Origin of the sequence: Bifidobacterium sp. ESL0800 (assembly GCF_029395355.1) — a bacterium.
Lineage (GTDB): Bacteria > Actinomycetota > Actinomycetes > Actinomycetales > Bifidobacteriaceae > Bifidobacterium.
The window spans coordinates 682,841-708,773 of record NZ_CP113913.1; the positions used below are offsets into that span (position 1 = coordinate 682,841).

Sequence of the window (25,933 nt, forward strand, 5' to 3'; positions counted from 1 at the left end):
GCTCATGACACAATCGGATATCACCATCACAGAGCTCGGCAAGGTCGGCGCAGAGGATGCGCAATACATGGCCTCGCTCATCCGGACGATTCCAGGTTTTCCGAAAAAGGGTGTGCTGTTCCGTGATTTCATTCCGGTTCTCGCGGATTCCCGTGGATTCTCCATCCTGATGAAGGCACTGGAATTGGCACTGCCAGTTCCCGCCGATTCCTTTGACTATGTCGCCGGTTTGGAGGCCCGTGGTTTTCTGATCGGACCTCCTCTTGCGGCGCTGCTGGGCAAGCGTTTTCTCGCCGTGCGCAAGGCCGGCAAACTGCCTCCCGAGACCATCGGAGAAAGCTACTCTTTGGAATACGGCGAGGCCAAGGTCGAAATCGAAAAAGATGCGGTAAAACCTGGCGACAAAGTGCTGATTGTCGACGATTTGATTGCTACAGGTGGTACGGCCAAGGCAGCTGCAGACCTTATTTCCAAGGCCGGTGGTCAAGTTGTCGGTTTCAGCTTCGTCATGGAACTCATCGGTCTTACGGGACGAAACGATCTGGGCGATGTGCCAATCAGCTCCTTGGTGACCATGCCTGCCTGACAGAGAGCGCCGAACGCGAAGGCACGGGCTGAATCAGCATCAATCGATAAGAGGGTTTTATGGATCTTTATGAATATCAGGCAAGGCAGTTGCTTGCGCAACAGGGCATCGACATACCAAAAGGCGTATTCGCGCAGAATTCCCATGAAGTGGCCGTTGCCGCCGATGAAATCGGTTATCCGTGTGTCGTCAAAGCGCAGGTCCGTGCCGGACATCGTGGACAGGCAGGCGGGGTGAAACTCGCGAAGACGCAGGATGAGGCTATCCTCTCCTCGGAACAGATTCTGCCGATGACCATCAGCGGACACAAGGTGAACGGCGTTTTGGTTGCTGAAGCCAAGAATGTGCTCCATGAATACTATGTCTCCATTTCCCTCGATCGTTCCTCCCGAGATTTCGATGTGTTGGCAACAGCCAATGGCGGCACCGAGGTTGAGGAAATCGCAAGGGAGCACCCGGAATCGGTCAAACGCCTGCACATCAGTGCTCTGGAGGATTTTGACATCGACGCTGCCCGTAAAATGGCGGAATCGATCGGTTTCTATCATGCCGACGTCGATCAGGCCGCTGACGTGTTGCTCAAAATGTGGAAATGCTTCAAGGACAATGACGCGACACTGGTCGAAATCAATCCCTTGGCGAAGATCGGCGATCCCGATGATGAATCCTCCAAGAAGCTCTGTGCCCTTGACGCCAAAATATCGTTGGACGACAATGCCGCCTTCCGCCATGACGGATGGAAGCAATTTGCCGACACCACGCATACCGATATGTTCGAAGAACGTGCGAAAGAGCACGGGTTGCATTACGTCCATCTGAAAGGTGAGGTCGGTGTCATAGGCAATGGTGCAGGGCTTGTGATGAGCTCCTTGGATGCCGTCTCTGGTGCCGGAGAGGAACAAGGAAACGGCGCCAAGCCCGCGAATTTCCTCGATATCGGGGGAGGGGCGTCATCAGAGGTCATGAGCGAGAGCCTTTCCATCGTGCTGTCCGACCCGCAGGTGGAATCGGTGTTCGTCAACGTCTATGGCGGCATCACGGCCTGCGATGAGGTGGCGCATGGAATCCTCGAAGCCCTTACGACACTGAATGTCTCCAAGCCGATTGTCGTACGTTTCGACGGCAATGCCGCACAACTTGGTTTGAAGATTCTTGAGAACGCGCACAATCCCAACATCCATGTCAGCAGCACCATGGAAGAGGCTGCACAAGAGGCCGCAAGGCTGGCAAAGCCCGCTGCCAAGGAGGCCACCAAATGACATTGTTCGTTGAAGATGATGCCCCTGTCATCGTCCAAGGGATGACCGGTCACCAAGGCATGACCCATACCTCGCGTATGCTCAATGCGGGCACGAATATCGTCGGCGGGGTGAACCCTCGAAAAGCCGGCCAGAATGTGGCGTTTCACGTCGAAGCGTCCGACAGCGATATCGCCATCCCTGTCTACGCGACTTGTGGGGAAGCCAAAGAAGCCACCGGTGCCAAGGCAAGCGTGATTTTCGTTCCTCCGCGCTTTGCGAAAAGCGCGATGTTGGAGGCCATCGACGCCGGTATTGGTCTCATCGTCGTCATCACCGAAGGCATCCCCGTGGCCGACACGGCCTATTGCGTCGAGTTGGCGTTGCAGAAGGGCATCAGGATCATAGGGCCCAATTGCCCCGGTCTCTTAAAGCTTCCCAAGGTCGACGATTCTGCCGATCATGGCATCAATCTCGGCATCATTCCTGACGGAATCGTTTCTTCCGGTCCGCTCGGTCTGGTCTCCAAATCGGGAACCCTGACCTACCAGCTGATGGGTGAGCTTTCGGACATCGGTTTCACGGCCTGCATCGGTGTCGGAGGAGACCCGATAGTGGGTACGACGCTGGTCGAGGCGTTGCAGCAATTCGAAGCCGACGAAGCGACCAAAGCCGTTATCATGATCGGCGAAATCGGCGGTAACGCCGAACAGGATGCAGCGGCTTGGGCCAAGCAGCATATGAGCAAACCGGTGGTTGCCTACATTGCAGGCTTTACGGCGCCTGAAGGCAAACAGATGGGCCATGCCGGTGCCATCGTCTCCGGAGGCAAAGGTACTGCCCAAGACAAGAAGGAGGCCCTTGAAGCCGCGGGTATTGCGGTAGGCAAGACCCCCGGGCAGGCCGCCCAGCTCGTTCGCCAGCTCATGAACGGCGGTACTTTCAAGGCATGAGCAAATACCAGCGGCCATGGCTTAAAGGAATTCTTACAGCTCTTGGTGCATCTGTGATCTTCACGGTGTGCCTGGGGTTATTCATGGCGCTGACATTACTGATCGTCTCCATGGAAGAAGGCGGGGGAACCCTCTCCAGCGAGTCTGTTGCCCTGACATTGGCGATTGTGCTTTTAAGCCAAGGTGCAGGTTTCCGGGCCGGGGCCATCACATTGAGCATCGTTCCCCTGCTTTTGACGTTTCTGCTTGTCTGGCTGATTGCTTGGCTCACCAAAACGCTTTCCCGAAGTCCCCAAGCCTATGTCACCGGCCTATTGCTGTGGATAGCTATCATGTGGATATTTGAGCAGAACGTCGCGGTCATTCTCCAAGATCCTGTCTGGTTCATAATCCTTAAGACGGCCACTGTATATACGGTCGGTTTCTTTTGTGGCGCCTTGCCGCAGTCGCAACTGATGAAACGGTGCGTTCAATTCGTTCGTGACAACATTTCCGAGCGTCTGGCCGTCAGCGTGAAACTCGGTTTCGTCAATACGGCCGCACTGCTGTTGGGTTATTTCGCCATTGGTCTTATCACCTTGATTGTTTGGATCGTCACCAATCAGAGTGCGATGCTTCGCGTCTTTCACATGGCCAGCATGCAGACCGGCTCACGGATCATGACCACAATCTGTACTCTGGCGTGGTTGCCTAATCTTTGCCTGTGGGCAGTCTCATGGTTGTTCGGGTCGGGATTTGCCATAGGAGATCTGGCGTCGTTTACATTATGGAACGATCACGCAGCGGGGCTTCCCACCGTGCCTGTCTTTGCGATATTCCCGCAGGCCGTTTCCAACGATATGCTTCGTATCTGTTTCATATCGATACCCCTCGTCTGCGGATTGCTGATCGGTATCACCGAATTGTTCCTGCCACGTTGCTTTGCCATCGGGGCAGGAAAACCGGGCGAGCCGGTGAACGTCGGCAGAATCATCGTTCAGTTCTGGTATCCGATTCTCTCCTTCTTCCTGACCAGCGCCTTGATGGCTTTGCTGATGAACATCCTTTTCGGCCTTTCTTCGGGAGCCTTGGGTCAGCATCGTCTGGCCCATGTCGGTGTCGATTCGGCGGCTTCTTCCAGGGTGGTTTGTTTGCCGAGCGCCCTTGGTTTCTCCTTTGCATGGCTTCTTTCCGTTGTGGTCGTCGCGATGGTTTTTGCGATGCGGCTGTTCTTCGGATATCTGAGATCACGTGGGAAAACGAGTGAAAACGAAACGGGCGCCAGCCACAGTGATGCCGATAACGACACTTCGGTCCCTGATATTTCCAATTCTTCGGTCTCGTCATCAGCAACCGGTCTTGCACCGGAAGATGAGACGGAAATCCCATAGTACCGCCACAACAAAGGGAGAGACAGATGACAGCAACCAATCGCATGGTCAAACGGGCCCTGGTATCGGTTTATGACAAAACCGGCATCGAAGGGCTTGCCGAGGCGTTCGTCAAGGCAGGAACCGAAGTCGTTTCCACCGGATCCACCGCGAAACGACTTCTTGAACTCGGTGTGAACGTGACCGAAGTACAGGAGGTCACCGGTTTCCCCGAAAGCCTTGGAGGACGCGTCAAGACGCTCGACCCCCACATCCATGCGGGTATTTTGGCCGATATGACCAATCCCGCGCAGGCTGAAGAACTTGAATCATTGAATATTAAGCCTTTCGACATGGTCATCGTCAATCTCTATCCCTTTGCGGATACTGTGCGGTCCGGAGCTGGTGAATCCGACGTCATCGAGAAAATCGACATCGGCGGGCCTTCCATGATCCGTGGAGCCGCGAAGAACAGTGCCAGCGTTGCCGTAATCACCGATCCTGCCGATTACGCCCTTGCAGCGCAACGTGTGGCTGATGGTACCGGATTCTCGCTTCAAGAACGTCGCTGGCTGGCCGCCAAGGCCTTCGCAACCACAGCTGCTTACGACGCCACCATAGCCGAGTGGACCGGCAGCCATTGGCCCCAACCGACGAACATTGCCGGTGTCTCTTCGACGGATTCGTCGATTTCAGACGAGATATCGAAAACGCAACAGGCCCCGGAAACCCATCAGACCGAGATGTCCCCCTCCCAGCTGACCCGTACATGGAACTATGCACATGGGCTGCGTTACGGCGAAAACCCGCACCAGCAGGCCAGCCTGTACGTCGACGTGCTGGACCAGACCGGCTTCGCCCATGCGCAGCAGCTCGGCGGCAAGCCGATGAGCTACAACAATTATGTGGACGCGGATGCCGCCTGGCGCGCGGTCTGGGATTTCGCGCCGCAGATCGCCGTTGCCGTGTGCAAGCACAACAATCCTTGCGGGCTTGCAATCGGCAAGAGCGTTGCACAGGCCCATCTCAAGGCGCATGCCTGCGATCCGATGAGCGCGTATGGTGGCGTGATCGCGGCCAATTCAACGATTACCCTTGAGATGGCGCAGAATGTCCGCCCGATTTTCACCGAGGTCATCGTAGCCCCTGATTATGAGCCTGAGGCTCTTGCATTCCTTAAGGCGCACAAGAAGAACCTGCGCATCCTCAAAGTCGCCCAAAGGCCACACACTGAAATGCAGTTCCGTCAGATTGACGGCGGCATCCTGGTGCAGTCCATCGATAGGATCGATGCATCCGGTGATGACCCTTCAAACTGGAAGCTGGTTTCCGGTCAGGCTGCGGACGCCGATACGCTCAAGGACTTGGAATTTGCGTGGCGTGCGATTCGTTGTGTGAAATCCAATGCCATCCTTCTTGCCCACGATCAGGCGACGATAGGTATCGGTATGGGCCAGGTCAACCGTGTCGACTCCTGTCATTTGGCGGTCGAACGTGCCAACACTTTGGCCGACGGTGCGAACCGCGCGCGAGGCTCTGTGGCCGCTTCCGATGCGTTCTTCCCGTTCGCCGATGGTGCCGAGGCGCTGATCGATGCCGGTGTGAAGGCCATCGTACAGCCAGGTGGCTCCATTCGTGACAAAGAAGTCATCGAGGCGGCTCAAAAGCGTGGCATCACCATGTATCTGACAGGAACGCGCCACTTCTTCCACTGATTTGAATTCGGCTGTATGTCGAACTTCTGATGGCCCGATACACTAAATACCGGTACGCGGCTAATATAGCCGATGTACCGGTATTTTTTATTTCAAAAGGAATGGCCATGTCCCACAAGCACCCGTATGTCTCCGAGAAAAACGAAGGCAAACCACTATTCGAATGGGGAGTGCTTATCGTCGTCATCATTGCCGCCGTGTTGGCTGGCTTCGGATATACGATGGCCGCCACAGCGGTATTCGCTGCGACGGCCATCATTACCGGATTGATTCGATTAATCTTCAAAGACCGAAGCCCTTGGAAGATACGTTCCGTAGGATTTGATGCCTTTATCGGCATCGCTTTGGGAATCGGATTACTGGTCGTTTACTTCAGCATTCAGTTGATGATGTAAAGCGATTGTCTCAATCTTTGTCGGTATCCGTTTGGCTTTCCTCGTTTTGGGGGCTTTCGACCGTAGCGTCGTTTTCGGGCTTGGGTTCATCGGTCGTCTCGGAGGGAATCTCTGATTCTGTGAGGGAGGGCATCTGAAAATCATCGGACTTCTCGGCGTCAGCAGACTCATCGTCATCGGCGCTCCCGTTTTCGGACTGAGCGTCTTCCTGCTCCCAGTCGGCGGTGACGTCGAGAGCTTCGGCATCCTCCGAATTCTTGCTGGAAATCATCTGAGCAATGATAACGACGATGGCGACGATGGCCGCGGCGAGAATCGGGCAGATCCAGAAGATCCAGAGCTGCTGCAACGGGTGGGTGGCAAGACCGGCGTTGTTGGCGAAAATGGCGATGCCGGTGGCGCGTGCGGGGTTGAGCGACGAACCGGTGACCGGATAGGTGAAGGTGACGCCGAGCGCATAGGCGACGCCCATGATGGCCGCGGCGTTGGAGGTGGCCTTGCCGTCGTCGTCAATCGCACGCAACGAAGCCGCTACGACAATGATGGTGGCGATGACTTCGACAACAACCGCGAAGAGAATGCCGAAACTCACGCCTGCCTGCTGCAGCTGGGTGGCGGAAATGGATCCCTGATCATAGCCGTTGACCGCGTTGGCAAACCACATCCTGGCCGGAGCGGCCTTCGAGGTCGGCAGCACCAGCTTGGCGACGCCGCCGGCCGCAATGGCGCCGACGACCTGGGCCACGATGTAGCAGATGCCGTTGACGATACCGATCTTGCTGACCAGCATCGCCGCCAGCGTCACAGCCGGGTTGAACTGGCCGCCCGAGAACCTGCCGAAGACAAAGGTCATCGCAGCGTAGGCGAGACCGGTGGCAGCGGCGACCAGGATCGCGCTTGGGCCATACAATGACGGGCTGAGCGCCGATACCAAGTAGATTGCGATAAAAATAAGGAAACTGCCGACAAGTTCGCTGCAGATTCCTGAAATGGAAATGACCGGCGAAGTCTTATTTTCCGTATGTTGTGCTTGTTGTTCCGTCATCACTGTTCCTTTTATTGTCAAAGTGGCGAATCACGCCATACAATCTTTCATAATAGCAAAGGGGCAGTAACTACTGTATAATAAAACAAGTTGTGTTCGGACATTTTTTCAAGGTCGGAACGCTGCGAGTACAGTACGCGACGAAACGCTGGAATCAAGCCGTTTCGCAAGGCCACGTTGGGAGAACGATGCCACACGCATATTCACACGCCGAAAAGGCGCATCACGATAATTACGATGAAGGGATTCGACTTCAAAAGCTGTTGGCACAGGCCGGTTTCGGCTCCAGGCGCAAGTGTGAGGAAATCATCACCGAGGGCAGGGTCGAGGTCGACGGGGAACTGGTGACCGAGCTCGGCACCCGCGTTGACCCGTCCAGCCAGCAGATCCGGGTCGACGGGTCGAGGATCCGGCTCAACAACAAGCACATCACCTTGGCGTTGAACAAGCCCAAGAAGGTGCTTTCGACGATGGATGATCCGAAGGGGCGCTATACGCTCCGCGACATCGTCGGCGACAAATACGAGCGCATTTTCCATATGGGGCGTCTCGATTACGAAACCGAAGGCCTCATCCTGATGACCAATGACGGCGAGCTGAGCCAGCACGTCATGCATCCGCGCTACGAGGTCAAGAAGACCTACGTCGCCACGCTGGACGGGCGAATCAGCGGCAACATCTGTCGGCGACTGGTCAGCCAGGGGGTCAACCTGGACGACGGGCTTATCCGTCTCGACCATTGCGCCATCATCGATTCCTCGCGCGATCAGACCATCGTCAAGGTGGTGCTGCATTCCGGCAAGAACCGCATCGTCCGCCGTATCTTCGGTGCCGTCGGCTTTCCGGTGCGTAGGCTCGTGCGTACGCAGATCGGACCGATTAAACTCGGCGATCTCAAGCCCGGCTCGTACCGCGTGCTTTCGCAGACCGAGGTTCGCTCGCTTTCCAAGGAGGTAGGCCTGTGATACGCGTAGCCATTGACGGGCCCGCAGGTGTGGGCAAATCCTCGACGTCCAAGGCGCTGGCCAAGTATTTCGGCTACGCCTACCTCGATACCGGGGCCATGTATCGCGCCGCTGCCTGGTGGTGCCTGAAACAAGGTGCCGACCTGGATGCCGAGACTGTCGACGAACAGACGATCACCGAAATGGTGGGGGAGCTGTTCACCGGAGACCACTTCGATATCGGCGTCGACCCCGACGATCCGAAGGTCCTGGTCGACGGCGAAGACATCAGCGAGGCGATTCGCGATTCGCGTGTCTCGTCCCACGTCTCGAAAGTCTCGAATATCGTACCGGTGCGGCATCTGCTGATCGCCGCGCAACGGGCGTACATCAACCGTGAAGTCTCCGTGGATTCGTTCTCGAAAGGCGCCGGCATCGTCGCCGAAGGTCGTGACATCACCACCGTCGTCGCTCCCAATGCGGAGGTGCGGGTGCTGTTGACCGCGCGACCCGAAGTGCGTCAGGCTCGGAGAACCGGACAGTCTGCGGCTGGGACCGGCGTCGGCGCCGATAACGTCATAGCCCGTGACAAGGCCGATTCCAAGGCCACAAGCTTCCTCGAAGCGGCCGAAGGCGTGACGACCGTCGACAATTCCGACCTCACGTTTGAAGAGACATTGGACAGGCTCGTCGAGCTGGTCGACGCCGCCGCTGAGGAACAGTCCTACAAGCAGTATGCCGCCAATCTCGAAGGCTACGACCTTGACGAGGAAGACGAGGCGTTGCTGGCCGGCGAGACCGGGGATTCGGCTTCGGCCGCCAACCAGAAGGCCGTCGGCGTGCTCGCCGTGGTCGGCCGTCCGAACGTCGGCAAGTCGACCTTGGTCAACCGCATTCTCGGCCGTCGCGCGGCCGTCGTGGAGAACACCCCGGGCGTCACCCGCGACCGTGTGAGCTACGACGCCGAATGGGCCGGCACGGACTTCAAACTCGTCGACACCGGCGGTTGGGAAGCCGATGTCGAAGGCATCGAATCCGCAATCGCCTCGCAAGCCCAGGTGGCCGTGGGGCTTTCCGACGCCGTGGTGCTGGTGGTCGACGGTCAGGTCGGCATTACCTCCACCGATGAACGTATCGTTCATATGCTGCGCGAAAGCGGCAAGCCGGTGGTGTTGGCCGTCAACAAGATCGACGACGGCTCCAACGAATATCTGGCGGCCGACTTCTGGAAGCTCGGGCTGGGAGAACCGTACGGGATTTCAGCGATGCATGGCAGGGGGGTAGGCGACCTGCTCGACGTGGCCGTCGACACCCTGGCCAAGGCCAAGAAGACCTCCGGTTTCCTCACGCCGACCAACCTGCGCCGTGTCGCCCTGATCGGCAGGCCGAACGTGGGCAAGTCCTCGCTCTTGAACGAGCTGGCGCACGAGGAACGCAGCGTGGTCAACGATCTGGCGGGCACCACGCGCGACCCGGTCGACGAGGTCATTCGCATCGGCGACGAGGATTGGTTGTTCATCGACACGGCCGGCATCAAGCGCAGGCTCCACAAGCTTTCCGGAGCCGAATATTATTCGTCGCTGCGTACGCAGGCCGCCATCGAACGTTCCGAGCTGGCGTTGGTGCTTTTCGACGCCTCGCAGCCGATCGCCGACCAGGACCTCAAGGTGATGAGCCAGGCCGTGGACGCCGGGCGTGCCGTCGTGCTGGTGTTCAACAAGTGGGACCTGATGGACGAATTCGACCGGCAGCGCCTCGAGCGCCTATGGCAGACCGAGTTCGATCAGGTCACGTGGGCGCAGCGTGTCAATCTTTCCGCCAAGACCGGATGGCACACCAACCGTCTGCTTGCTGCGATGAACACGGCTTTGGATTCCTGGGACAAGCGCATACCGACCGGCAAGCTCAACTCGTTCCTCGGCCGCATCCAGTCCGCCCACCCGCACCCGTTGCGCGGCGGCAAGCAGCCGCGGATTTTGTTCGCCACGCAGGCGTCGACGCGTCCGCCGCGCTTCGTCATCTTCGCCACAGGCTTCCTCGAGCACGGCTATCGTCGCTACATCGAGCGTCAGCTGCGCGAGGAGTTCGGTTTCGAAGGCACCCCGATCCAGATCTCGGTGCACATCCGCGAGCGCAAGTCGAACGGCAAGAAGAAGTAAAGATATCACGAGGGGAATGTGAGTCGTGAGTTTGTTTTGTGCTTTCGACTTGCATTCCTGTTTTTAAATCCAAGATATTGGTTCCGCAACGTTCGCCTTCAATGATGGACGCACGTCACGTTTGGTTTTACCTAGGGTACCCGTGCAGTAAGCTCGCATATTTTAGCGTATTTATTTGTCCGTTTTCAATGGCTCTGATTTGTTATTCCTGTCTTTCGTCTTGATGACCCAAATCCCTTATTCTTCCGCGCCACGCCGATAGTAGTGTTACCGTTGCGTTTGTGCTAAACTTTTCTTTCGGTGCTTTGCACTGTTCGGGTCGTAGCGCAGTTTGGTAGCGCACTTGACTGGGGGTCAAGGGGTCGCGGGTTCAAATCCCGCCGACCCGACGAGAAAAGCCTGAAATTCCAACGTTTTCAAGACATCGGAATTTCAGGCTTTTTCTTTTCTCAGACACGATTAGACACGATGACCGCAGACCTCCGTCGTTTTCGGCACCTGTGACGGTAGCGGAGTATGGGCCACAATGTGTGTCCAAAATCAGCATCGAAGCACTGAGAGAGTATGCAAAGAGCAGGTTTGAATCTCTCGTTGCCAATCTTAAAGAGCTTTTATGCTATATGGCAGAACGATTCGATGCTGATTTTGGACACGCATTCATGATATACTCTCCGCGTATGCCCCGGACAAGCCTCTGGTTTCCGAACCAAGCTCCCGGGGCTTTGTCTTTCTACGATGCGGCAGAAACTTGGGCACAAGCCTCTTGGCTGGCTCTCATATTGTTCCCTTCCATTCGCGGATCTTCCATTACTGGCAATCGTATCAGTCCGATTGATTTAAGACGGAAATCCGCTGGTAATGGCTATTGAGCCTTTCATCATCCGGTTCCGTCAAATTTGAGTATGGCCAGCAGCGTGAGAATGGTGTATTCGGTTTTATTCGTTGTCTGGCTTCTCGAGTTTGTCTGGCAGTAGGTTGCTGTGGTATTCGGCGCGTCCGGCTTGGACGTCGTCGTAGAAACGTTGCTTGCGGTCGATGTATGCGATGGAGTCTCTGATTTCCTTGACCTGGGCTTGCAGCTCATGGCGCTTGGCGTCCAGCATGCTCTGTCGTTCGGGAATGGAGGACCGGCCCCCTAAGCAGAGGTCCCTGTACTGCTTCATCTCCTTGATGCCCATGCCGCAGCGGCGCAGGCATCCAAGGCCCTCCAGCCAGGCGACTTGGTGCTCATCGAAGACGCGATGGTTGCGTTCGTCGCGTTTGAGTCCAGGCACGAGACCTTCGTTGCAGTAGAATTTCAGCGCCTCGTAGTTCATGCCGATACGCCCGCACGTCTCTTTCATCGTGTACAGATGCCTGTGTTCTTCTGCTGCGTCCATCATAAGGGTTTCCTGTTCCGTCGAAGTCTCGGGTTGGTTGTCGTCATTATCGCACGTCGTGCGGGGTCTCAGCGTCCGGTTGTTACTACCGGTGTGTCGCGGTTTGACCGGTAGCTGCTACCGGAGGATATCGTGTGGAATCAGCTGGATACAACGGCAATCGAAAGGAACGATAATGAGGAACATTGCTTTGAGCAACGGGGTTGAGATGCCCCAGATTGGTTACGGCGTCTTCCAGATAGGTGGTGACGAATGTGCGCGCTGCGTGCGCGAGGCGATCGAGACCGGCTACCGTCACATCGACACCGCCCAGTCGTATTTCAACGAGGCTGAGGTGGGCGAGGGTATCCGGCAATCCGGCATCGCACGGAAGGACCTGTTCGTCGCGACCAAGGTGTGGATCAGCAACTACGGCTATGAGAACACGCTGAGATCCATCGACGGTTCACTGCGAAAGCTGGGAACCGATTATCTCGACCTCGTGCTGCTGCACCAGCCGTTCGCGGACTGTTACGGGGCGTGGCATGCGCTCGAGAAGCTTTACAATGACGGCGTTGCTCGCGCGATCGGCGTGAGCAACTTCTACCCGGACCGCCTCGCGGACATGGCCGCGTTCAACGGGATCGCCCCGATGGTCGACCAGGTGGAGACCCATCCGTTCGACCAACAGGCCGCCGCTCACATGAACATGGACCGGCTTGGCGTCGTGCACGAGGCGTGGGCCCCGTTCGGTGAGGGCAGGTCCGGCATGTTCGACAACCCTGTTCTGCGGTCCATCGCCCGACGGAACGGAAAATCGGTCGCGCAGGTCATCCTGCGATGGCTGACCCAGCGCAGAATCGTGGTCTTGCCCAAGACCACTCATAAGGCTCGCATGGCCGAGAACCTCGACATCTTCGATTTCGAACTGAGCGGCGACGACATGGCCGCGATTAGGGGACTCGACACGGAGACGAGCCTGTTCTTCGACCACCGCACGCCCGAGGCCGTCGACCGGTTCGTCGGTTACGCAAAAGAACGAGCCGGTCGTGAGACCGACTGCAAGTAACGTTTCACTTCGTCGGCGAGCCCATTCTGGGCAGGATATGGTTTCGGGCGGCCGACGCCGATCTATACCGCTTATTGATGAATTACGCAAGCTTGTCGACAGAGCGGAAATCACAGGAAGCATGTGATGGGTCGGAAGTCACGCCATTGGTTTTGCCGGGAGTTCCCGTTACTCGTTGGAATGTTTGCGATGTCCGGCTATGAGCAGTTCGGACGATCCTATGAGCGCGGCGGTGATGGATCCGGCGAGGACGCCAATTTTGGCGATGCCGGAGTAGACCGGGTCGGCGAAGGCGAGGTCGGCCATGAGGAAGGCGACCGTGAACCCGATGCCGCACAGCTGGGCCATGCCCATCTCCTCAAGAGCGGCGATTCGTGCCGTACCCGTTCCCTTCTTGCTTCGGACCAGCGGCCGGCGCCCCGAGCCCAGTCCGCAGAGATGGCAGGCCTTTCCGGCCAAGGTGACGCCGAGCGGCTTCCCGATGACCAGACCAAAGAACACGCCCAGGAATATGGGACTTGCCAGAGTGAGGATGTTCATGCCATGCAAGGAGACTCCCATGGCGAAGAAAGCGAAGACGGGCAGGACGATCAGCGAGGAGAACGGCCCGATGGCGTTCGACCACCGTTCGGCGCGGACACGGGTCTTCGCGTGCATTGGACGGCCGGGCGCGAGCAGACCGAGGACGACCCCGGCGATGGTGGGATGGATGCTCGAGAGCAATGCCATGTACCATGCGACCAGAGCGACCGGAGCCATGAGCAGACATATGGGCTTTTCCACCCGTGCGAGCAGCCACCACGCCAGCAGACACAACGCCAGAGGTATAAGCGCCCATAGTCGGCCGCCATGCGAATAGACGACGGCGATGAGCAGTATGCCGATCACGTCGTCGGCCACGGCCAGGGTGGTCAGGAAAGGTGCCAGCCGTGACGCCCCCTTCCCGCCGGCCATCGCCAGCACGGCTACCGAGAAGGCGATGTCCGTGGCGGTAGGCACCGTCCATCCGCTTAGCGTAGAGGGAGATCCGGCATTGGCCAGCAGGTAGAGGAGTATCGGTGCCAGCACGCCGCCGACCGCCGCGATCACGGGGACGAGGGCATCGCGCACGCGGGAGAGCGAGCCCGTCGTCAGCTCGCATTTCAGATCGAGGCCGACCACAAGGAAGAAAACGGCCAACAGCCCGTCGCGCGCCCAATCGCCGAGCCCCATCGTCAATTCCGGCAGCGGAACGACGATGCGGAAATCAGCCACGCCACGATATAAGGGTTCCGTGGCCGGCAGATTCGCCAGTAGCAGACCCAGCACGGCCGCCGCCAGCATGAGCGCTCCAGAGCGCCTGCCATCGTGCGCGAAGTCGAGCAGGGCCGACCGTGTCATCGCGAACCTACGTGAAATGCCCATAATCAAAAATTCTAATAGATGGATGCTATTGCCGAGTCCAAGCCACCAGGGCGACACCGTTTCCGCTTTCTCGAAGCATGGTTTGTCGTGTTCTGTGTAAAAGTACGGCATAGGTCGCCGTGATTGAGTAGTTTCGGGGCCTGCCTGCGCATGCATATACGTATGTGTCCGAATTATCGGAGCGCGGAAAGCCCAGACAGAATATTGGTCAAGTAAACAGGGTAGATGTCGCTTTCAGACACGATTCAGACACGATGACCTCCGTTATTTACCGTCACTAGTCGTCCCTACCGTTTTTCGGATCATCCTGATTATCGTTGCGATTCCTACGTTACCGGCATTTTCCAGCACTGTCCGTTACCAGTCGTTTCTACCGTCAATCCAGCAAGGGGTCGCGGGTTCAAATCCCGCCGACCCGACGAGAAAAGCCTGAAATTCCAAAGTTTTCAAGACATCGGAATTTCAGGCTTTTTCTTTTTTCAGACATGATTAGAGGGTTATAGGCCAGAATGTGTGTCCAAAAACAGTCCGGACTATTGAGGGAGTAAGCAAAGAGAAAATTCAAATCCCCGCAGCCGATCTCAAACAGCTTCTAAGCTATATGGCAGAACACTTCGATGCCTATTTTGAACACACATTCTGGCCGGTATTTCTGATGCTTCTGCTGAAACAAACTTGCATACTGAGATGTTCTCTGACACAATGAATAGTGCTTTATCCCGAAAGGGTAAGGCTCCAAGTCGCCGGGGGTATTCCCCCGGCATTACTTTATACGCCGTATCGTCAGGGGACTCCGTTGAGCGAGCTGAGTATCTTCGTGGATGAATCCGGTGAGTGGGGCAAATTATCCGAATACTATCTCATCACGCTTGTGCTGCATGTCCAATCTTCACCCATTGCTGAGCCCATCGAGCGATATGAGCGTCGTTTACGGGATTCTGGACTGCCCGATATCCCGTTTCACGCTGGTCCGTTGTTCAATGGTCACGACGATTATGGGAATATGCCTTTGGCGGATCGCAAGCGGCTGTTTTCCGCGTTCTTCACGCTGGCTCGTTATCTCCCGTTCAGGTATGTGACATTCGCTCACCGAAAGAGCATGTTCGGCGATAACAAAACTCGGTTTGAGGCGCAGCTAAAACGTGATTTGGCGAATTTCTTTCTCTCTCATCTCGATGAGTTCCAATCGTATGAGACAATCAAGGTATATTACGACAATGGCCAGCAAATCGTCACCAATGCTCTTCAATCGTCCATCGGCTATGCTCTGTCCAAAGAAGCTGTCATATACCGTGACGCTCAACCGAAGGATTACCGCCTCGAACAGGCAGCGGACTTGATGTGCACCATCGAACTGACAGCGTTGAAATTTGAGGAAAAAGAAGACACGGCCACTGATCGTAAAATGTTCAGGAACCGTCGTGACTTTAAAAAGAACTATCTGAGAATTCTGAGACGCAAACAATTCTAAAGGTGGTTCCTCTAAGCATGTCTCTGTACTTCCAGACACGATAAGACACGATTGGACACGATTGCCGTAGATTTCAGTCTTTTCTGTTTGATAACCCAATAACTGACTTATTGAACAGCCCGATTTTCTTGATGCAATATCTTGCTGATTTCCATTCATCGCGCATCGTTCATGCCGGCTTTATACCAGAGAACGGCTATGTTGACGCGCTCTCGGGCGTCGAGCTTGGCGAGGATGCGGCTCACCGTTTTCTTGGCGGAATCGGGCTGGATACTCAAACGTTCGGCGATTTCGGCGTTTGACAGTCCCTCACTGACCAGGGAGGCGACCTCAAGTTCACGCCTGCCGAGCGTCGAGAAGCGGGCGCGCAGTTCGGCTTGCTCTGTTTCGGCGTTCGTTTTGGGGATTCCTCGCCTGATCACCTCGGCGGTGATGCGTGGTGTGAGGATCGCGTCGCCAACATATACGGAATGAATCGCACGACACAGGTCGGCTGTATGTACGTCTTTGAGCAGGAATCCGGACGCGCCCGCTCCCAGAGCCCCGAACGCGTAATCGTCCTGGTCGTAGGTGGTCAGTATCAGAATCCTGATATTCGGATATCGCTGTTTGACTGCGGCGGTCGCGTCGATGCCGTCCATAATCGGCATACGCACATCCATCAGTATTACATCAGGCAATGGCTTACCCGCCGCTTGCAATGAAGCGAGCGCATCGAGTGCCACTTGCCCGTTTTCTGCCTGTCCGGTCACCTGAAGCTCGTGGTCTTTGGCGACCATCAGAGCAAACCCCATTCTGGCCGGCCGCTGGTCGTCGACGATCATGACATGAATCATATCTGCACGCCGCCTTGGAATTGCCTATCAACGGGTTCGGTCAGAGACGGGATATATGCCTTCACCGTCCAACCGTCGGCATCCGGCCCAGCGGCAAACGTACCGCTTACCCTTTCGACGCTTTTTTCGAGCCGCGTCAATCCCGTACCGTCGCTGTGTTCGATTGATTCCAGAGAGATGGCATCGGCATGTTTGAATCCCGGTTGATCTGCTCCGGCGTCTCGCTGTGAATCGGCAAGACCTGTCTCGTCCTTCTGGCCATTGGGAATAGCCGAATTTTTCTCGACAACATTGTCTTGATTCGGTCCATCCGCTGATTTCCCGTTGTCACGCACGGCAATCGCGATGCCGCCGCGCCCGTCATGGTCCCAGGAGACGACGATTCTACTGACTCCCTGCCCGTGCCGAATCGCGTTGGTGATGGATTCGCGGGTGATGATGAAGCTCAAGTCCGCCTGTTGCGGATCCTGCGGTCGACGTCCGGTTTCCGTCAAGGCCGTGGCGATGCCGATTTGTCGGGAATGGCCCAGAATGGGTTCGATGTCGTCCCAATCGTGCAGAACATCCTGAATAGGCATGATTGCGTTGCGGCTTTGTATATCTCTTTCGATATCGCCGGCAACTTTCGGTACGGCACTATGGGAATTCTTCTGATTGGTATGCCCGTCTTTGCTTTGATTATCCGGCTGCAGCGCCTTCACTGCGGTTCGGGTGTCCGCAAGCCCCTGACGTGCCAAATCGTTGATCATACCGATGGCATCGTCAATCTCAGGCTTGTCGCTTACGTCATCCAATCCTTCGGAAAGGGCGATGATGGCGGTGAGGTCGTGGCCAACGCTATCGTGGAGTTCCGCCGCTATCCGCGACTGTCTCACGGCCTTGTCACGTTGCAACGCCAATTTCTCACCACGTTCCTGCTCATCGTGCAATGCTTGCTCGGACCGCCGATGTTCCCTGCAGTTTCGTACCATCATCCCGGTTGCGACGAAGATGACGTAGAGCAGAACGAGTGGGTAGAGAAAGTTGGTCAACCCGGAATCCTGATGCCATACGGTCGCCAAAACCACGCTGCCCAATCCCAGCAGGCCGGCAGCAGTAAGCCCGCATACCCGTAATGGCATGCTTTCATTGCCAGACGCCGCAAAGTACAAGGCAACCGCCCAAGGCACCGACAGATAACTGAAGGCCGAACCGTAAAGCGCTGAGACTAGCAGGAGCAAAGCTGTTTCCGCCAGTAGCATTTCGAATGGCCAACGACGGCAGAACCATATCCCGACCACCGCCACAACGACGATCAGAACGAATGATGGCATCGTCCACGTATTGGCCGATATCGCCACACGCAAGGTCGAATTGGCAATATGGGGAACAAGCAGCAGACGGGTGACGATCACGGTCTCGTACAAGGCACAGAGCACGGCAAGGACATGGGCGCCGTTCATTCGAGACCAAGACTGACGCAACCGATTCATCGGCTTTGCTTCCCTCATACTGTCCTCCTCCACGATGGCCGTACCGTTCTCTTCGCTCCATTATGGTTGATTTGGCGTATAACTTTGTAGCCCATCACACGGCCTTACGGGTGAGCCTGCGGAACAGCAGCCCGCCGACGATAATCCAGAACGCAGCCATCAACGTCGCTACCATAATGGAGCCAAAAGACGCGATATTGCCCAGATCACGCGCGGCCGAAGCGCCGGTGACCAGAGAGAAAGGATATACCAACGTCAGTGGCGGGACAATCAGCGAAAGCACGCATCCCAATAGAGTGAGCGCTAGAACGATGCTCATCGTGCCGGCGAACGATTCGAATTTCGCCGAAATCGCCTGGGTGAGGGTCATGATCGCCCACAACGCCAACGTCATCGGCACGCCGCGGAGCAGGAATGGGCCGACGTCACGCAGGCTGAAGCTCAGCACCACCTTGCCGACCACAAGAAATTCAGCCTCGAACACCGCGACGGTCAAGAACGAAGCCAACAGTCCGTGCAGCATCTTCCCGATGATGGCCGTGGATGCCGTGCCGCTGGCATTGAGGCGCTGCCAGTTGCGGCCGACGTGCTCGTTGGATTCGATCTGGGCGGCGAAGGCGGCGACGAGAACCGGCATGAACACCATGCTCGGCAGCAGGATGGCCTGGCCCCAGACCGCCGCCCACGTCACGCCTTGGGCCTGGAAATCCTTGCGATAGTCGACATACTGGCTCCATCCGTTGAACATCCCGATGAGATCGAACAGCACTGTCGCGATCCAATACCACAGGTTGCCTGCCTTGCGCATCTCCCAACGAAGTGCCGCAGTCACGGACGGTTTGGATCGACGCCTTGTTGTTGTTCCATGGTCACTGGTAAAGCTCGTAGAGATCATATCCGGAGTATGGTGAGCGTCGCCCATCCGCTTGTTCATGGTCACCTGTTCGTTTATCATCATGTTTCCGTTCATCGTCTTGATTCCTTCGCTTTGATCATCAGCGCCGAACCGACCGTCCAAATCACACAAGCGGCAAAACTGGTCACTACGCAGATCCAGGGATTACCGACCATCGTCACATGGGCGTATCCGTCTGCCGTGGCAAGGCTCACGAAGGGATCGGCGGCTGAACTGATGCCAGCGGGAAACAGCCAGCCGAACTGCGGCTTGTCCATCGCAATCAGGCCGGAACCGATCAGACCGGCGATGACGCCGACGCCAAGGCCCACGGCCTGTTTGTCGATGACCATGGAAATCAGCAATTGGACGGCCGTGACCGCCAGCGACGAGAACAACGCGATCAGCGACGTCACCGCCAACAGCCTCGCCAAACTTCCGGCAAAGCTGAAGCCGTTTGCCTTCGCCGCCATCGGAATCCACACCAAAGGAATGATGAAGCACATCGCGAGTGCCAACCCCGCCACTGCGAACTTGGCGAGGAACCTCGTCACTTCCGATTGGCCCAACGACAGCCATTTGAGGTTCATGCGCCCGCCCGTTTCCATCACTGCCAAACGACTGGTCAGCAGCGCGGCCAGAATTGGAGCCATCAGGCTGATGAAGCTGTACGGTTCGTTATCGGCAAGCAGAACGGTACGGAGTGCGGGATTGCCGCCGGCCCGCTTTGCGAATGCCGCGCCCGACCATGCGGAGGTCAGCAATGCCATACCTGCGGCCATCCACCAGAACGACGACCCTTTCAATTTGCGCAACTCCATGTGGATTGCGGTGACGATACCGCCTTTGATAGTCACGTCGCGGTTTGGGTCCGCAGAAGGTTTTTTAGCCGGCTGGCTGCTATACAAATTGTCATATGGACTGGAAGCAAAGCCCTTTGTAACCGAACTCATCGAGCACCTCCCGTAACCTGCGTCTGGACGCGACCGGAATCAGGGCTTTCCACCAGTTCGAGGAACGCCTCTTCGAGGCTCTTGCGTTCGGAGGCGACGCGATAGACCGCGATATCGCTATTGACCATTTGAGAGACCAGACCGGCAATCCGGCCATCCGGGCATTCCGGAATCCGCAACGTACAGGTCGACGGAACGAACCGATAGACGATGCCGTTTTGGCCGATCATTTCCGCTGCCGCTCTCGGGTCGGAGACGCGGATATCGATATGCCCCTGTTCGCGCAGATCGTCCAAGGAACCCTGATATAGCAAACGGCCGGAGGCGATGATGCCGACCACCGGTGCCATCTTCTCGATTTCGGAGAGGATATGGCTGCTGATGATGACGGTGACACCCTCACGAGCCGCCAGATCCATGATCATCTCACGGACCTCGACCACCGCCTCGGCGTCCAACCCGTTCGTAGGCTCGTCGAGCAACAGCAGCTCCGGCCTCGAAATCAATGCCATGGCAATGCCCAAGCGCTGCTTCATGCCCAGCGAATAGTCCTTCGCCTTCTTGCCTTCATGGCCTTTCAGACCGACCCGGTCCAGCACCTGTGTCGCCTCCGAAGCCGGCAGGCCAAGATAATCCGCCACCATCCGGCAGTTGTCCAAACCGGAAAGGCCGGGATAGAAACTTGGTCCCTCGATCATCGAACCGACACGGCCCGGCTGGATGCGGTGACCCACACCCCGCTTGCCATCGACTTCAGACCCGAGCATCCACATCCGGCCGGAAGTCGGTGAGGTGAGCCCCAGCAGCAGCTTCATCGTAGTGGACTTCCCAGCTCCGTTCGGCCCGAGCAGGCCGTAGACGCCGCCCATCGGTACCTGCAGGTTCAGCCCATCCACCGCCTTGAAATCACCATAGGACTTGACTAGGTTCTGGGTGGCCACGGCCAGCCTTGGTCGCGTTCCAGACCGCATGGGACCTTCGTAACCATTCACATTCATTGTTTCGTCTCTTTCTAGGTAGGCGCTTCACGCATCTCCTATACAAGACGAGACAAGACGCGGCCGCAACGAATACCGGGAAAGTGTACCCCTAAGGGGACAAGGAGGAAAGATGCATTAACGGCAGAGGCCTTCAACTGCGATATCACTTACCGCGTATGTAAGTCGCGGAAAGTTGACCGCGAATATCGCTGAAAATTGAATTGAGAAGAAACAACCGTTGAACCGCCAGCTGATTGGATTCAACTGGCGGTCCGCGGCCTGAAAAAGGAGAGCATGTAAAAAACGCCCTGCCGTGTGGTGCCGTCCGCTAAAGCTTTGTTTGCCCGACTTTATGATGCAGAAGGGTGATAGAACCACTTGACATCTTCACGTATAACCCATCCGTGGAGATTCTTTCCTCACGGTACGATGAACTTACCGCCAAGGTCCTTGTGATAGGGGATTGTGGTTGGCTGGAGACGTGACCAAACGCCGGGACAAGATGTCTATTGGTCGATGTTGCGCTCGATGATCAGCGTGAGGGAGTCGATGCCGGACTGCCGGATCCGGTCGCGCTCCTGGCTGGTGTGGTCGGTGTAGAGCAGTTCGTCGACGAGGGCGGTGGTGAAGTCGAAGATGATGGTCGACAGCGTCTTGAGGTTTTTGACGTCACCGCCGTTGGTGTAGTACAGGCAGCATTGGTGGACGAGGTCCTTGATCCTCTCGCTGTGCCGTTCCTGGACCTGCCTGGCGGCGGGCACGGCGTGAGCGAGCATCTCGATCTGGAGATGGAACTGCCGGTCCTCGCTGTTGACGAGCTGGTCGATGAGACGGCCGAGCCATTCTTTCTTGTCGTTGCGGAACAGGTTGAACGATTCCTGGGTGTCGACGTGTGCGAACACGTCGTTGAACGACTCGTCGTATTCCTCGAGGAGCGCGGCCAGGATGGCTTCCTTGTCGGCGAAATACGTGTAGAGCGTGCCGATGGACACCCCGGCCTCGCGGGCTATCTGGTTGGTGGTGACCTCGAAGTAGTTGCCTTCGAGGAACAGCTGCTTGGCAGTGTCGAGGATGCGCCTGACCTTCGCTCTGGCACGCTGCTGCGTCGGTTGCTTCGTCATTACCGTTCCCTTTCGTTCCCTGCTTGCTGTTCTGAGTATACGCTCAGATTTTTTGGAATTGGAATGATTTTCTTAGAAATCTGGCTGACGCAGAGCCGTCTGCACGTGAAATAAAATGAGTATAAACTCATATTTAGGTTGACGGGTTCTTTTTACGGGTGTATTCTCGCTCAAGTAACTGAGCAAATACTCATCTTTTGGAGGTTGATTGTGGAAAACATCGAAACGCAAGCGGCGCCGTCGCGTGGCAGAAGGGTCGCGCTGACGGTGGCCATGTGTCTGGGCATCGCGCTGGTGATGCTCGACACCACCATCATGAACATCGCCCTGCCGGCCATGCAGCGCGGGCTGGGCGTGGGGCTCGACCGGCTCTCGTGGGCTCTGAACGTCTACACCATCATCGTGGCCACCTGTACCATACCGTTGAGCCGTCTGGCCGACATCTACGGACGCGGGAGGCTCTTCGTCGTCGGTCTGCTCCTGTTCGGCGCGGGAAGCATGGTGGCCGGGCTGGCGCCAGGCTTCGGTGTGCTTATCGCCGGGCGTGTCGTTTCCGGCCTCGGGGCGTCGGTGCTGTTGCCTGTCGCCAACACGCTCGGCATCTCCGCGTGGGACGTCAGGGACCGTGTCAAGGTCGTCGCCGCGCTCGGCCTCACCCAGGGAGGTGCCGCCGCGCTCGGTCCGACCGTGGGTGGAATCGTCACCGACCGGCTCTCGTGGAACTGGATCTTCCTGGTCAACGTCCCGATCGTCGTCATCGCGCTTGTGCTCTCGCTCTGCGCCCTCGACCTGAAGGGCGAGAAGCGAATCCAAGCCCACATCGACTGGCTGGGCAGCGTCGTGTCCATGGCCGGCCTGTTCGCCGTCACCTTCGGTCTCATCGAGTCCAAGGACTGGGGGATGGCCGACCCGCGCGTCTGGTTGTGCCTCGGTTCGGGTGTCGTGGCGGTGGTCCCGTTCGTGCTTGTCGAACGCCATGTGGCCTCACCGATGGTCGACCTGCGGCTGTTCGGGTTCCGCCAGTTCAGCGCCGCCTCGTTGGTCGCCCTCGTCGCCCAGTTCTTCTACATCGGCGTGCTGGTCATCCTGCCGACCTTCTTCACGGCTGTGCAGGGCAAAAGCGAGTTGAACGCGGCGATGATCCTGCTGCCCATGTCCCTGACCGTCTTCGCGTTCGGCGGCCTCGGTGGACTTGCCGTGGGCAAGCTCGGCCCGCGCCTCCTCGTTCTGACCGGACTGTTCGCCGTACTCGCCTCATATGTGCTGCTGACCGTCGTGGATCCCTCAAGCGTGACGGCCATGGCCCTCGCGGCGCTCGTTCTCGGTGTCGGCTTCGGCATCATCGCCGGCCCGATCAACGTGCTCGCCGCCTCGAGCCTGCAGGGCGAGCTGCTGACCGCCTCCCAGAGCGTAATCAGCGTGGTCCGCCAGATCGGCTCCGTGCTGGGCGTCTCCGTCTTCGTCTCTATGACCACGCGCGACATCACGGCTCTGTCGACGCATACCGTGCAGGCCATGACCGGCGCCTACATCGGCGTCTACCGGATATGGATACCAGTGCTCGCGCTCTGCCTGCTCCTCGCGCTCCTGTTCCCCGGAAAGCGCGAGTACTTGCGGGAACTGAGCGTTTGATGTGCCTTTAACGATTGGCGTATCTCAACAGCACGGTTTGAATCTTGGGCATCAGCGTGTGAATAAGCTTGAGGTTCACGACGAACACCACAAGGGCGGCGGCTTGCCAGAACAGGTAGACCGCCAGACCTGACTGGTCGATGCGCCAGTAGGCGATGATGAGCCAGGCCATGAACGGCATCTCGATCAGGGCGGTGACGGCGCCGGGCACATAGTCTCGTGCCAACGGGCAGGCGAGGACGTGCACGACGAGATGGAACGTGTAGGCCACGCAGCTTGCCAGGTACAAGGTGGTGCCACCGGTGAGCGAGCAGGCGATGGAGACGATGACGAGCAACACCATCTCCTCGGCGACGCCGGAGCAGAGCGCCGGGCCGTCGGTGACCGCGCCGAACGCCCGGCGCTTGATGGGATTCATGCTGCCTGATTCCCGCCGCTTACACGCGGGTACCATGATCATCTCCTCGAAATCGTGAATGACGAAGACGATGGGCAGGATCCAAAAACTCAGGAATATTGACATGTATCGACCTTTCCGTCACACGTGATGGTTCCACGAACTGCGGTTTTCTATCAGGGTGACATTTGTTACCCTATGAAGGTAGGACGTTCTAGGCGTGGAAGTCCACCGGGTGACACAGATTCATGCGAATTGTCACCTTGCGGTGGCGAGGATATCGAGGTTTATATGACTGATAAAGAAAATCAGGTCGAGGATCGGGTCATCGACGCGCTGTTCGCCAAGCTGAAGGCGAATCCCTTTGCGTTCTTGACCGTCTCCGAAATCGCGGCCGCGGCGGGAATCTCGCGCAAGACGTTCTACCGGCACTTTACTGGCAAAACGGATGTGGCGCGTCGCTACCTTGAGGGTCTGATGTCCGGGTTGGTCGACGAGGACGAGCAAATGGGCGACATGTCGTTTGCCGAAGGCATCCGACATTATTTCGTGTATTTTCAGGCCAGCAGGCCCCGTCTGCGGCTCTTGCGGGACAATGGGTTGCTTGATTTGGCGCTGCCGATTCAAAACGAGGTGTTCACCGAGCGTTTCCCGCAGCTGAACCTTCCCTGGCACGGTCCTGAGCTGGGCGATGAGCGGTTGGCTGACCTGTTCGTCGTCGGCGGACTGTGGAATGTGCTCGCCGACAGTCTTGATGCCGATTCTCCGGTCGACCCGAAACGTTTGGCCGTTACACTCATGTCCCAGGTGGCCAAGCGCACGGGCAAGCTCGGCTAATGGTCGGCAGCTCAATAAACATGGTTGGTAGCGTGGTAAACGAAGATTTCGCGAGTGGCGATTCGGTTGCTCCGTGGTAGTTGCCATTGACCCGCCTTGACCAAGACCGGCGCGCCTTGCGTACAAATTTTCTGTGTTGCTATCCGCGTCTCTTCAAGATTTATTGCGGTATTCGTCCTTGAGGATGTCGAAGAGCTGTTCGGGGCTCAGGTCGCAGTCATCGTCGAGCCACTTCTTGATGATCGCGGTGATGCCGGCCCTGAAGAAGGCTCTGTGGTAGTCGATGTCGCCGGAAGGGTAGTATTTCTTGGCGAGATGTGTGTCGTATCGATTAGGCTGGAGTCTTAGGTCGAGTCCCATCTTGAAATAGGCTCGGTAGAAGTCCTGATGGTCCTTGATATGCGCGAAAAGTTTGGAGAAATCGTTCGAGTTGTATCCGCGGGTCTCCTCGTCGGCGTAGATGCTGTGCAAGGCGCCGAGCATCCGTTCCCCGATCGCGTCCATGAGATCCCTGATGTCCATGTAGCTCGCGTAGAAGGTGCTTCTGTTCACGCTGGCTTTCTTGCAGATCTCGGTGACGGAGATTTCGTCCGCGACTTTGCTACGAAGCAAGACGATGAAGGCGTTTTCTATTTTTTCCTGCGATTCCTGTTTCCGCTTGTTTCCCTTGGTGTTCAAGCTTTCCTCCCCATTACTCCGACGGTTTTGACGAAACTGTCGGTTGTCGGTCGTGTTCCCGCTCGTTATGCTGGCTCCATATTAACCCAACAGGTGTCGGGTATGGTTATGCGCGGCGGGAAAGGACGGCTATGGCAAAGTCAAAACTGGTGAAGGCAAACAGGAAGATCGCGGAGGCGGCTCACGGTGGCTTTCGCAGAATGAACGATACGGTGACCGGAACTCACCAGCGTATCGCGGACGGTTTCGTCGGCCGATACCTCACCAAGGATGGGGAGAGCGTCGCCGATGCCCATATCAGGCTGCGTCGTGAACGCGAGGACAGGCGCACAGAGCATGCCGAGCGGGAAGCCACGAAACGAGAGGAAATCGAGCGGCGCCATCATCATCAGCGGCACTAGATTCCGCATCGTGCTTGGTGCCGACGTGGAATACGGTTATTTGCG

At 57.1% G+C, this 25,933-nt stretch carries 24 protein-coding genes and 1 tRNA gene; 14 read left to right on the forward strand and 11 right to left on the reverse strand.

Features of this window, described 5'->3' with window-relative positions; all coding sequences use genetic code 11:
- Window positions 1-4: 4 nt before the first annotated feature.
- From OZX75_RS02820 to OZX75_RS02845, 6 genes are all read left to right on the forward strand, one after another.
- Complete coding sequence (locus OZX75_RS02820; protein WP_277146727.1) at window positions 5-586, forward strand: adenine phosphoribosyltransferase; 582 nt, start codon at window positions 5-7, stop codon at window positions 584-586.
- A 59-nt stretch (window positions 587-645) separates the two neighbouring features.
- Window positions 646-1,845, forward strand: coding sequence for an ADP-forming succinate--CoA ligase subunit beta (gene sucC / locus OZX75_RS02825; protein WP_277146728.1), 1,200 nt, complete (start codon window positions 646-648; stop codon window positions 1,843-1,845).
- Complete coding sequence (gene sucD / locus OZX75_RS02830) at window positions 1,842-2,777, forward strand: succinate--CoA ligase subunit alpha (protein ID WP_277146729.1); 936 nt, start codon at window positions 1,842-1,844, stop codon at window positions 2,775-2,777. The genes sucC and sucD overlap by 4 nt, the downstream gene beginning before the upstream one ends.
- Complete coding sequence (locus OZX75_RS02835; protein WP_277146730.1) at window positions 2,774-4,147, forward strand: cell division protein PerM; 1,374 nt, start codon at window positions 2,774-2,776, stop codon at window positions 4,145-4,147. The genes sucD and OZX75_RS02835 overlap by 4 nt, the downstream gene beginning before the upstream one ends.
- 26 nt (window positions 4,148-4,173) lie before the next feature.
- Window positions 4,174-5,841, forward strand: coding sequence for a bifunctional phosphoribosylaminoimidazolecarboxamide formyltransferase/IMP cyclohydrolase (purH, locus tag OZX75_RS02840; RefSeq protein ID WP_277146731.1), 1,668 nt, complete (start codon window positions 4,174-4,176; stop codon window positions 5,839-5,841).
- 107 nt (window positions 5,842-5,948) lie between these two features.
- Window positions 5,949-6,236, forward strand: coding sequence for a DUF3017 domain-containing protein (locus tag OZX75_RS02845; RefSeq protein ID WP_277146732.1), 288 nt, complete (start codon window positions 5,949-5,951; stop codon window positions 6,234-6,236).
- Window positions 6,237-6,246: 10 nt separating this feature from the next.
- Here OZX75_RS02845 and OZX75_RS02850 read toward each other — a convergent pair whose 3' ends face one another.
- Window positions 6,247-7,281 (reverse strand): MIP/aquaporin family protein, encoded by a 1,035-nt coding sequence (locus OZX75_RS02850; RefSeq protein WP_277146733.1) that lies wholly within the window; start codon window positions 7,279-7,281, stop codon window positions 6,247-6,249.
- Between the two features lie 188 nt (window positions 7,282-7,469).
- Between OZX75_RS02850 and OZX75_RS02855 the strand changes: the two genes are divergently transcribed.
- The 3 genes from OZX75_RS02855 to OZX75_RS02865 all read left to right on the forward strand — a co-directional run bounded on the left by OZX75_RS02855 (window position 7,470) and on the right by OZX75_RS02865 (window position 10,773).
- Entirely contained in the window at window positions 7,470-8,246 is a 777-nt protein-coding gene (locus OZX75_RS02855; RefSeq protein WP_277146734.1) for a pseudouridine synthase, read from the forward strand.
- Entirely contained in the window at window positions 8,243-10,384 is a 2,142-nt protein-coding gene (gene der / locus OZX75_RS02860; protein ID WP_277146735.1) for a bifunctional cytidylate kinase/GTPase Der, read from the forward strand. Before OZX75_RS02855 ends, der begins: the two co-directional genes overlap by 4 nt.
- A 315-nt stretch (window positions 10,385-10,699) precedes the next feature.
- Window positions 10,700-10,773: transfer RNA gene (locus OZX75_RS02865), tRNA-Pro, on the forward strand.
- Window positions 10,774-11,319: 546 nt separating this feature from the next.
- Here OZX75_RS02865 and OZX75_RS02870 read toward each other — a convergent pair.
- Window positions 11,320-11,766, reverse strand: a complete 447-nt coding sequence (locus OZX75_RS02870; RefSeq protein WP_277146736.1) for a MerR family transcriptional regulator — start codon at window positions 11,764-11,766, stop codon at window positions 11,320-11,322.
- Between the two features lie 172 nt (window positions 11,767-11,938).
- Between OZX75_RS02870 and OZX75_RS02875 the strand changes: the two genes are divergently transcribed.
- The gene (locus OZX75_RS02875; protein ID WP_277146737.1) at window positions 11,939-12,811 is read left to right on the forward strand and encodes an aldo/keto reductase; all 873 of its coding nucleotides are present in this window, start codon (window positions 11,939-11,941) and stop codon (window positions 12,809-12,811) included.
- Between the two features lie 168 nt (window positions 12,812-12,979).
- Here OZX75_RS02875 and OZX75_RS02880 read toward each other — a convergent pair whose 3' ends face one another.
- The gene (locus OZX75_RS02880; protein ID WP_277146738.1) at window positions 12,980-14,215 is read right to left on the reverse strand and encodes a Na+/H+ antiporter NhaA; all 1,236 of its coding nucleotides are present in this window, start codon (window positions 14,213-14,215) and stop codon (window positions 12,980-12,982) included.
- A gap of 796 nt (window positions 14,216-15,011) precedes the next feature.
- Here OZX75_RS02880 and OZX75_RS02885 point away from each other — a divergent pair.
- The gene (locus tag OZX75_RS02885; protein WP_277146739.1) at window positions 15,012-15,686 is read left to right on the forward strand and encodes a DUF3800 domain-containing protein; all 675 of its coding nucleotides are present in this window, start codon (window positions 15,012-15,014) and stop codon (window positions 15,684-15,686) included.
- Between the two features lie 155 nt (window positions 15,687-15,841).
- Here the strand turns inward: OZX75_RS02885 and OZX75_RS02890 are convergent, their stop codons facing one another.
- The 6 genes from OZX75_RS02890 to OZX75_RS02915 all read right to left on the reverse strand — a co-directional run bounded on the left by OZX75_RS02890 (window position 15,842) and on the right by OZX75_RS02915 (window position 21,943).
- The gene (locus tag OZX75_RS02890; RefSeq protein WP_277146740.1) at window positions 15,842-16,522 is read right to left on the reverse strand and encodes a response regulator transcription factor; all 681 of its coding nucleotides are present in this window, start codon (window positions 16,520-16,522) and stop codon (window positions 15,842-15,844) included.
- Window positions 16,519-18,012, reverse strand: coding sequence for a sensor histidine kinase (locus OZX75_RS02895; RefSeq protein WP_277146741.1), 1,494 nt, complete (start codon window positions 18,010-18,012; stop codon window positions 16,519-16,521). Before OZX75_RS02895 ends, OZX75_RS02890 begins: the two co-directional genes overlap by 4 nt.
- Window positions 18,013-18,088: 76 nt before the next feature.
- Entirely contained in the window at window positions 18,089-18,964 is an 876-nt protein-coding gene (locus tag OZX75_RS02900; protein WP_277146742.1) for an ABC-2 transporter permease family protein, read from the reverse strand.
- Window positions 18,961-19,842 carry an ABC transporter permease gene (locus OZX75_RS02905; protein ID WP_277146743.1) on the reverse strand — a complete coding sequence of 294 codons (882 nt, stop codon included), beginning with the start codon at window positions 19,840-19,842 and terminating at the stop codon, window positions 18,961-18,963. Before OZX75_RS02905 ends, OZX75_RS02900 begins: the two co-directional genes overlap by 4 nt.
- Window positions 19,839-20,813 (reverse strand): ABC transporter ATP-binding protein, encoded by a 975-nt coding sequence (locus tag OZX75_RS02910; RefSeq protein WP_277146744.1) that lies wholly within the window; start codon window positions 20,811-20,813, stop codon window positions 19,839-19,841. The genes OZX75_RS02905 and OZX75_RS02910 overlap by 4 nt, the downstream gene beginning before the upstream one ends.
- Before the next feature lie 515 nt (window positions 20,814-21,328).
- Window positions 21,329-21,943 carry a TetR/AcrR family transcriptional regulator gene (locus OZX75_RS02915; RefSeq protein WP_277146745.1) on the reverse strand — a complete coding sequence of 205 codons (615 nt, stop codon included), beginning with the start codon at window positions 21,941-21,943 and terminating at the stop codon, window positions 21,329-21,331.
- Window positions 21,944-22,153: 210 nt separating this feature from the next.
- On the opposite strand from OZX75_RS02915, the gene OZX75_RS02920 reads away from it, so the two are divergent.
- Entirely contained in the window at window positions 22,154-23,575 is a 1,422-nt protein-coding gene (locus OZX75_RS02920; protein WP_277146746.1) for an MFS transporter, read from the forward strand.
- A gap of 7 nt (window positions 23,576-23,582) precedes the next feature.
- Here the strand turns inward: OZX75_RS02920 and OZX75_RS02925 are convergent, their stop codons facing one another.
- Window positions 23,583-24,098 carry an HXXEE domain-containing protein gene (locus OZX75_RS02925; protein ID WP_277146747.1) on the reverse strand — a complete coding sequence of 172 codons (516 nt, stop codon included), beginning with the start codon at window positions 24,096-24,098 and terminating at the stop codon, window positions 23,583-23,585.
- A gap of 165 nt (window positions 24,099-24,263) precedes the next feature.
- Between OZX75_RS02925 and OZX75_RS02930 the strand changes: the two genes are divergently transcribed.
- A complete protein-coding gene (locus tag OZX75_RS02930) occupies window positions 24,264-24,809 on the forward strand; it encodes a TetR/AcrR family transcriptional regulator (protein ID WP_277146748.1) in 546 nt (181 codons plus the stop codon).
- A gap of 153 nt (window positions 24,810-24,962) precedes the next feature.
- Here the strand turns inward: OZX75_RS02930 and OZX75_RS02935 are convergent, their stop codons facing one another.
- Entirely contained in the window at window positions 24,963-25,487 is a 525-nt protein-coding gene (locus OZX75_RS02935) for a TetR/AcrR family transcriptional regulator (protein ID WP_277146749.1), read from the reverse strand.
- Between the two features lie 131 nt (window positions 25,488-25,618).
- Between OZX75_RS02935 and OZX75_RS02940 the strand changes: the two genes are divergently transcribed.
- Complete coding sequence (locus OZX75_RS02940; RefSeq protein ID WP_277146750.1) at window positions 25,619-25,888, forward strand: hypothetical protein; 270 nt, start codon at window positions 25,619-25,621, stop codon at window positions 25,886-25,888.
- Window positions 25,889-25,933 lie beyond the last annotated feature (45 nt).

Excerpts from the sequence above, each read along its gene's own strand:
- sucC (WP_277146728.1), top strand. The coding sequence starts at position 646 with ATGGATCTTTATGAATATCAGGCAAGGCAGTTGCTTGCGCAACAGGGC.
- OZX75_RS02880 (WP_277146738.1), bottom strand. The coding sequence starts at position 14,215 with ATGGGCATTTCACGTAGGTTCGCGATGACACGGTCGGCCCTGCTCGAC.
- purH (WP_277146731.1), top strand. The coding sequence starts at position 4,174 with ATGACAGCAACCAATCGCATGGTCAAACGGGCCCTGGTATCGGTTTAT.
- OZX75_RS02905 (WP_277146743.1), bottom strand. The coding sequence starts at position 19,842 with ATGAGTTCGGTTACAAAGGGCTTTGCTTCCAGTCCATATGACAATTTG.
- OZX75_RS02820 (WP_277146727.1), top strand. The coding sequence starts at position 5 with ATGACACAATCGGATATCACCATCACAGAGCTCGGCAAGGTCGGCGCA.
- OZX75_RS02930 (WP_277146748.1), top strand. The coding sequence starts at position 24,264 with ATGACTGATAAAGAAAATCAGGTCGAGGATCGGGTCATCGACGCGCTG.
- OZX75_RS02910 (WP_277146744.1), bottom strand. The coding sequence starts at position 20,813 with ATGCGGTCTGGAACGCGACCAAGGCTGGCCGTGGCCACCCAGAACCTA.
- OZX75_RS02845 (WP_277146732.1), top strand. The coding sequence starts at position 5,949 with ATGTCCCACAAGCACCCGTATGTCTCCGAGAAAAACGAAGGCAAACCA.
- OZX75_RS02855 (WP_277146734.1), top strand. The coding sequence starts at position 7,470 with ATGCCACACGCATATTCACACGCCGAAAAGGCGCATCACGATAATTAC.
- OZX75_RS02835 (WP_277146730.1), top strand. The coding sequence starts at position 2,774 with ATGAGCAAATACCAGCGGCCATGGCTTAAAGGAATTCTTACAGCTCTT.
- OZX75_RS02890 (WP_277146740.1), bottom strand. The coding sequence starts at position 16,522 with ATGATTCATGTCATGATCGTCGACGACCAGCGGCCGGCCAGAATGGGG.
- OZX75_RS02940 (WP_277146750.1), top strand. The coding sequence starts at position 25,619 with ATGGCAAAGTCAAAACTGGTGAAGGCAAACAGGAAGATCGCGGAGGCG.
- OZX75_RS02915 (WP_277146745.1), bottom strand. The coding sequence starts at position 21,943 with ATGACGAAGCAACCGACGCAGCAGCGTGCCAGAGCGAAGGTCAGGCGC.
- OZX75_RS02875 (WP_277146737.1), top strand. The coding sequence starts at position 11,939 with ATGAGGAACATTGCTTTGAGCAACGGGGTTGAGATGCCCCAGATTGGT.
- OZX75_RS02850 (WP_277146733.1), bottom strand. The coding sequence starts at position 7,281 with ATGACGGAACAACAAGCACAACATACGGAAAATAAGACTTCGCCGGTC.
- OZX75_RS02870 (WP_277146736.1), bottom strand. The coding sequence starts at position 11,766 with ATGATGGACGCAGCAGAAGAACACAGGCATCTGTACACGATGAAAGAG.
- sucD (WP_277146729.1), top strand. The coding sequence starts at position 1,842 with ATGACATTGTTCGTTGAAGATGATGCCCCTGTCATCGTCCAAGGGATG.
- OZX75_RS02900 (WP_277146742.1), bottom strand. The coding sequence starts at position 18,964 with ATGAACGGAAACATGATGATAAACGAACAGGTGACCATGAACAAGCGG.
- OZX75_RS02925 (WP_277146747.1), bottom strand. The coding sequence starts at position 24,098 with ATGTCAATATTCCTGAGTTTTTGGATCCTGCCCATCGTCTTCGTCATT.
- OZX75_RS02895 (WP_277146741.1), bottom strand. The coding sequence starts at position 18,012 with ATGAGGGAAGCAAAGCCGATGAATCGGTTGCGTCAGTCTTGGTCTCGA.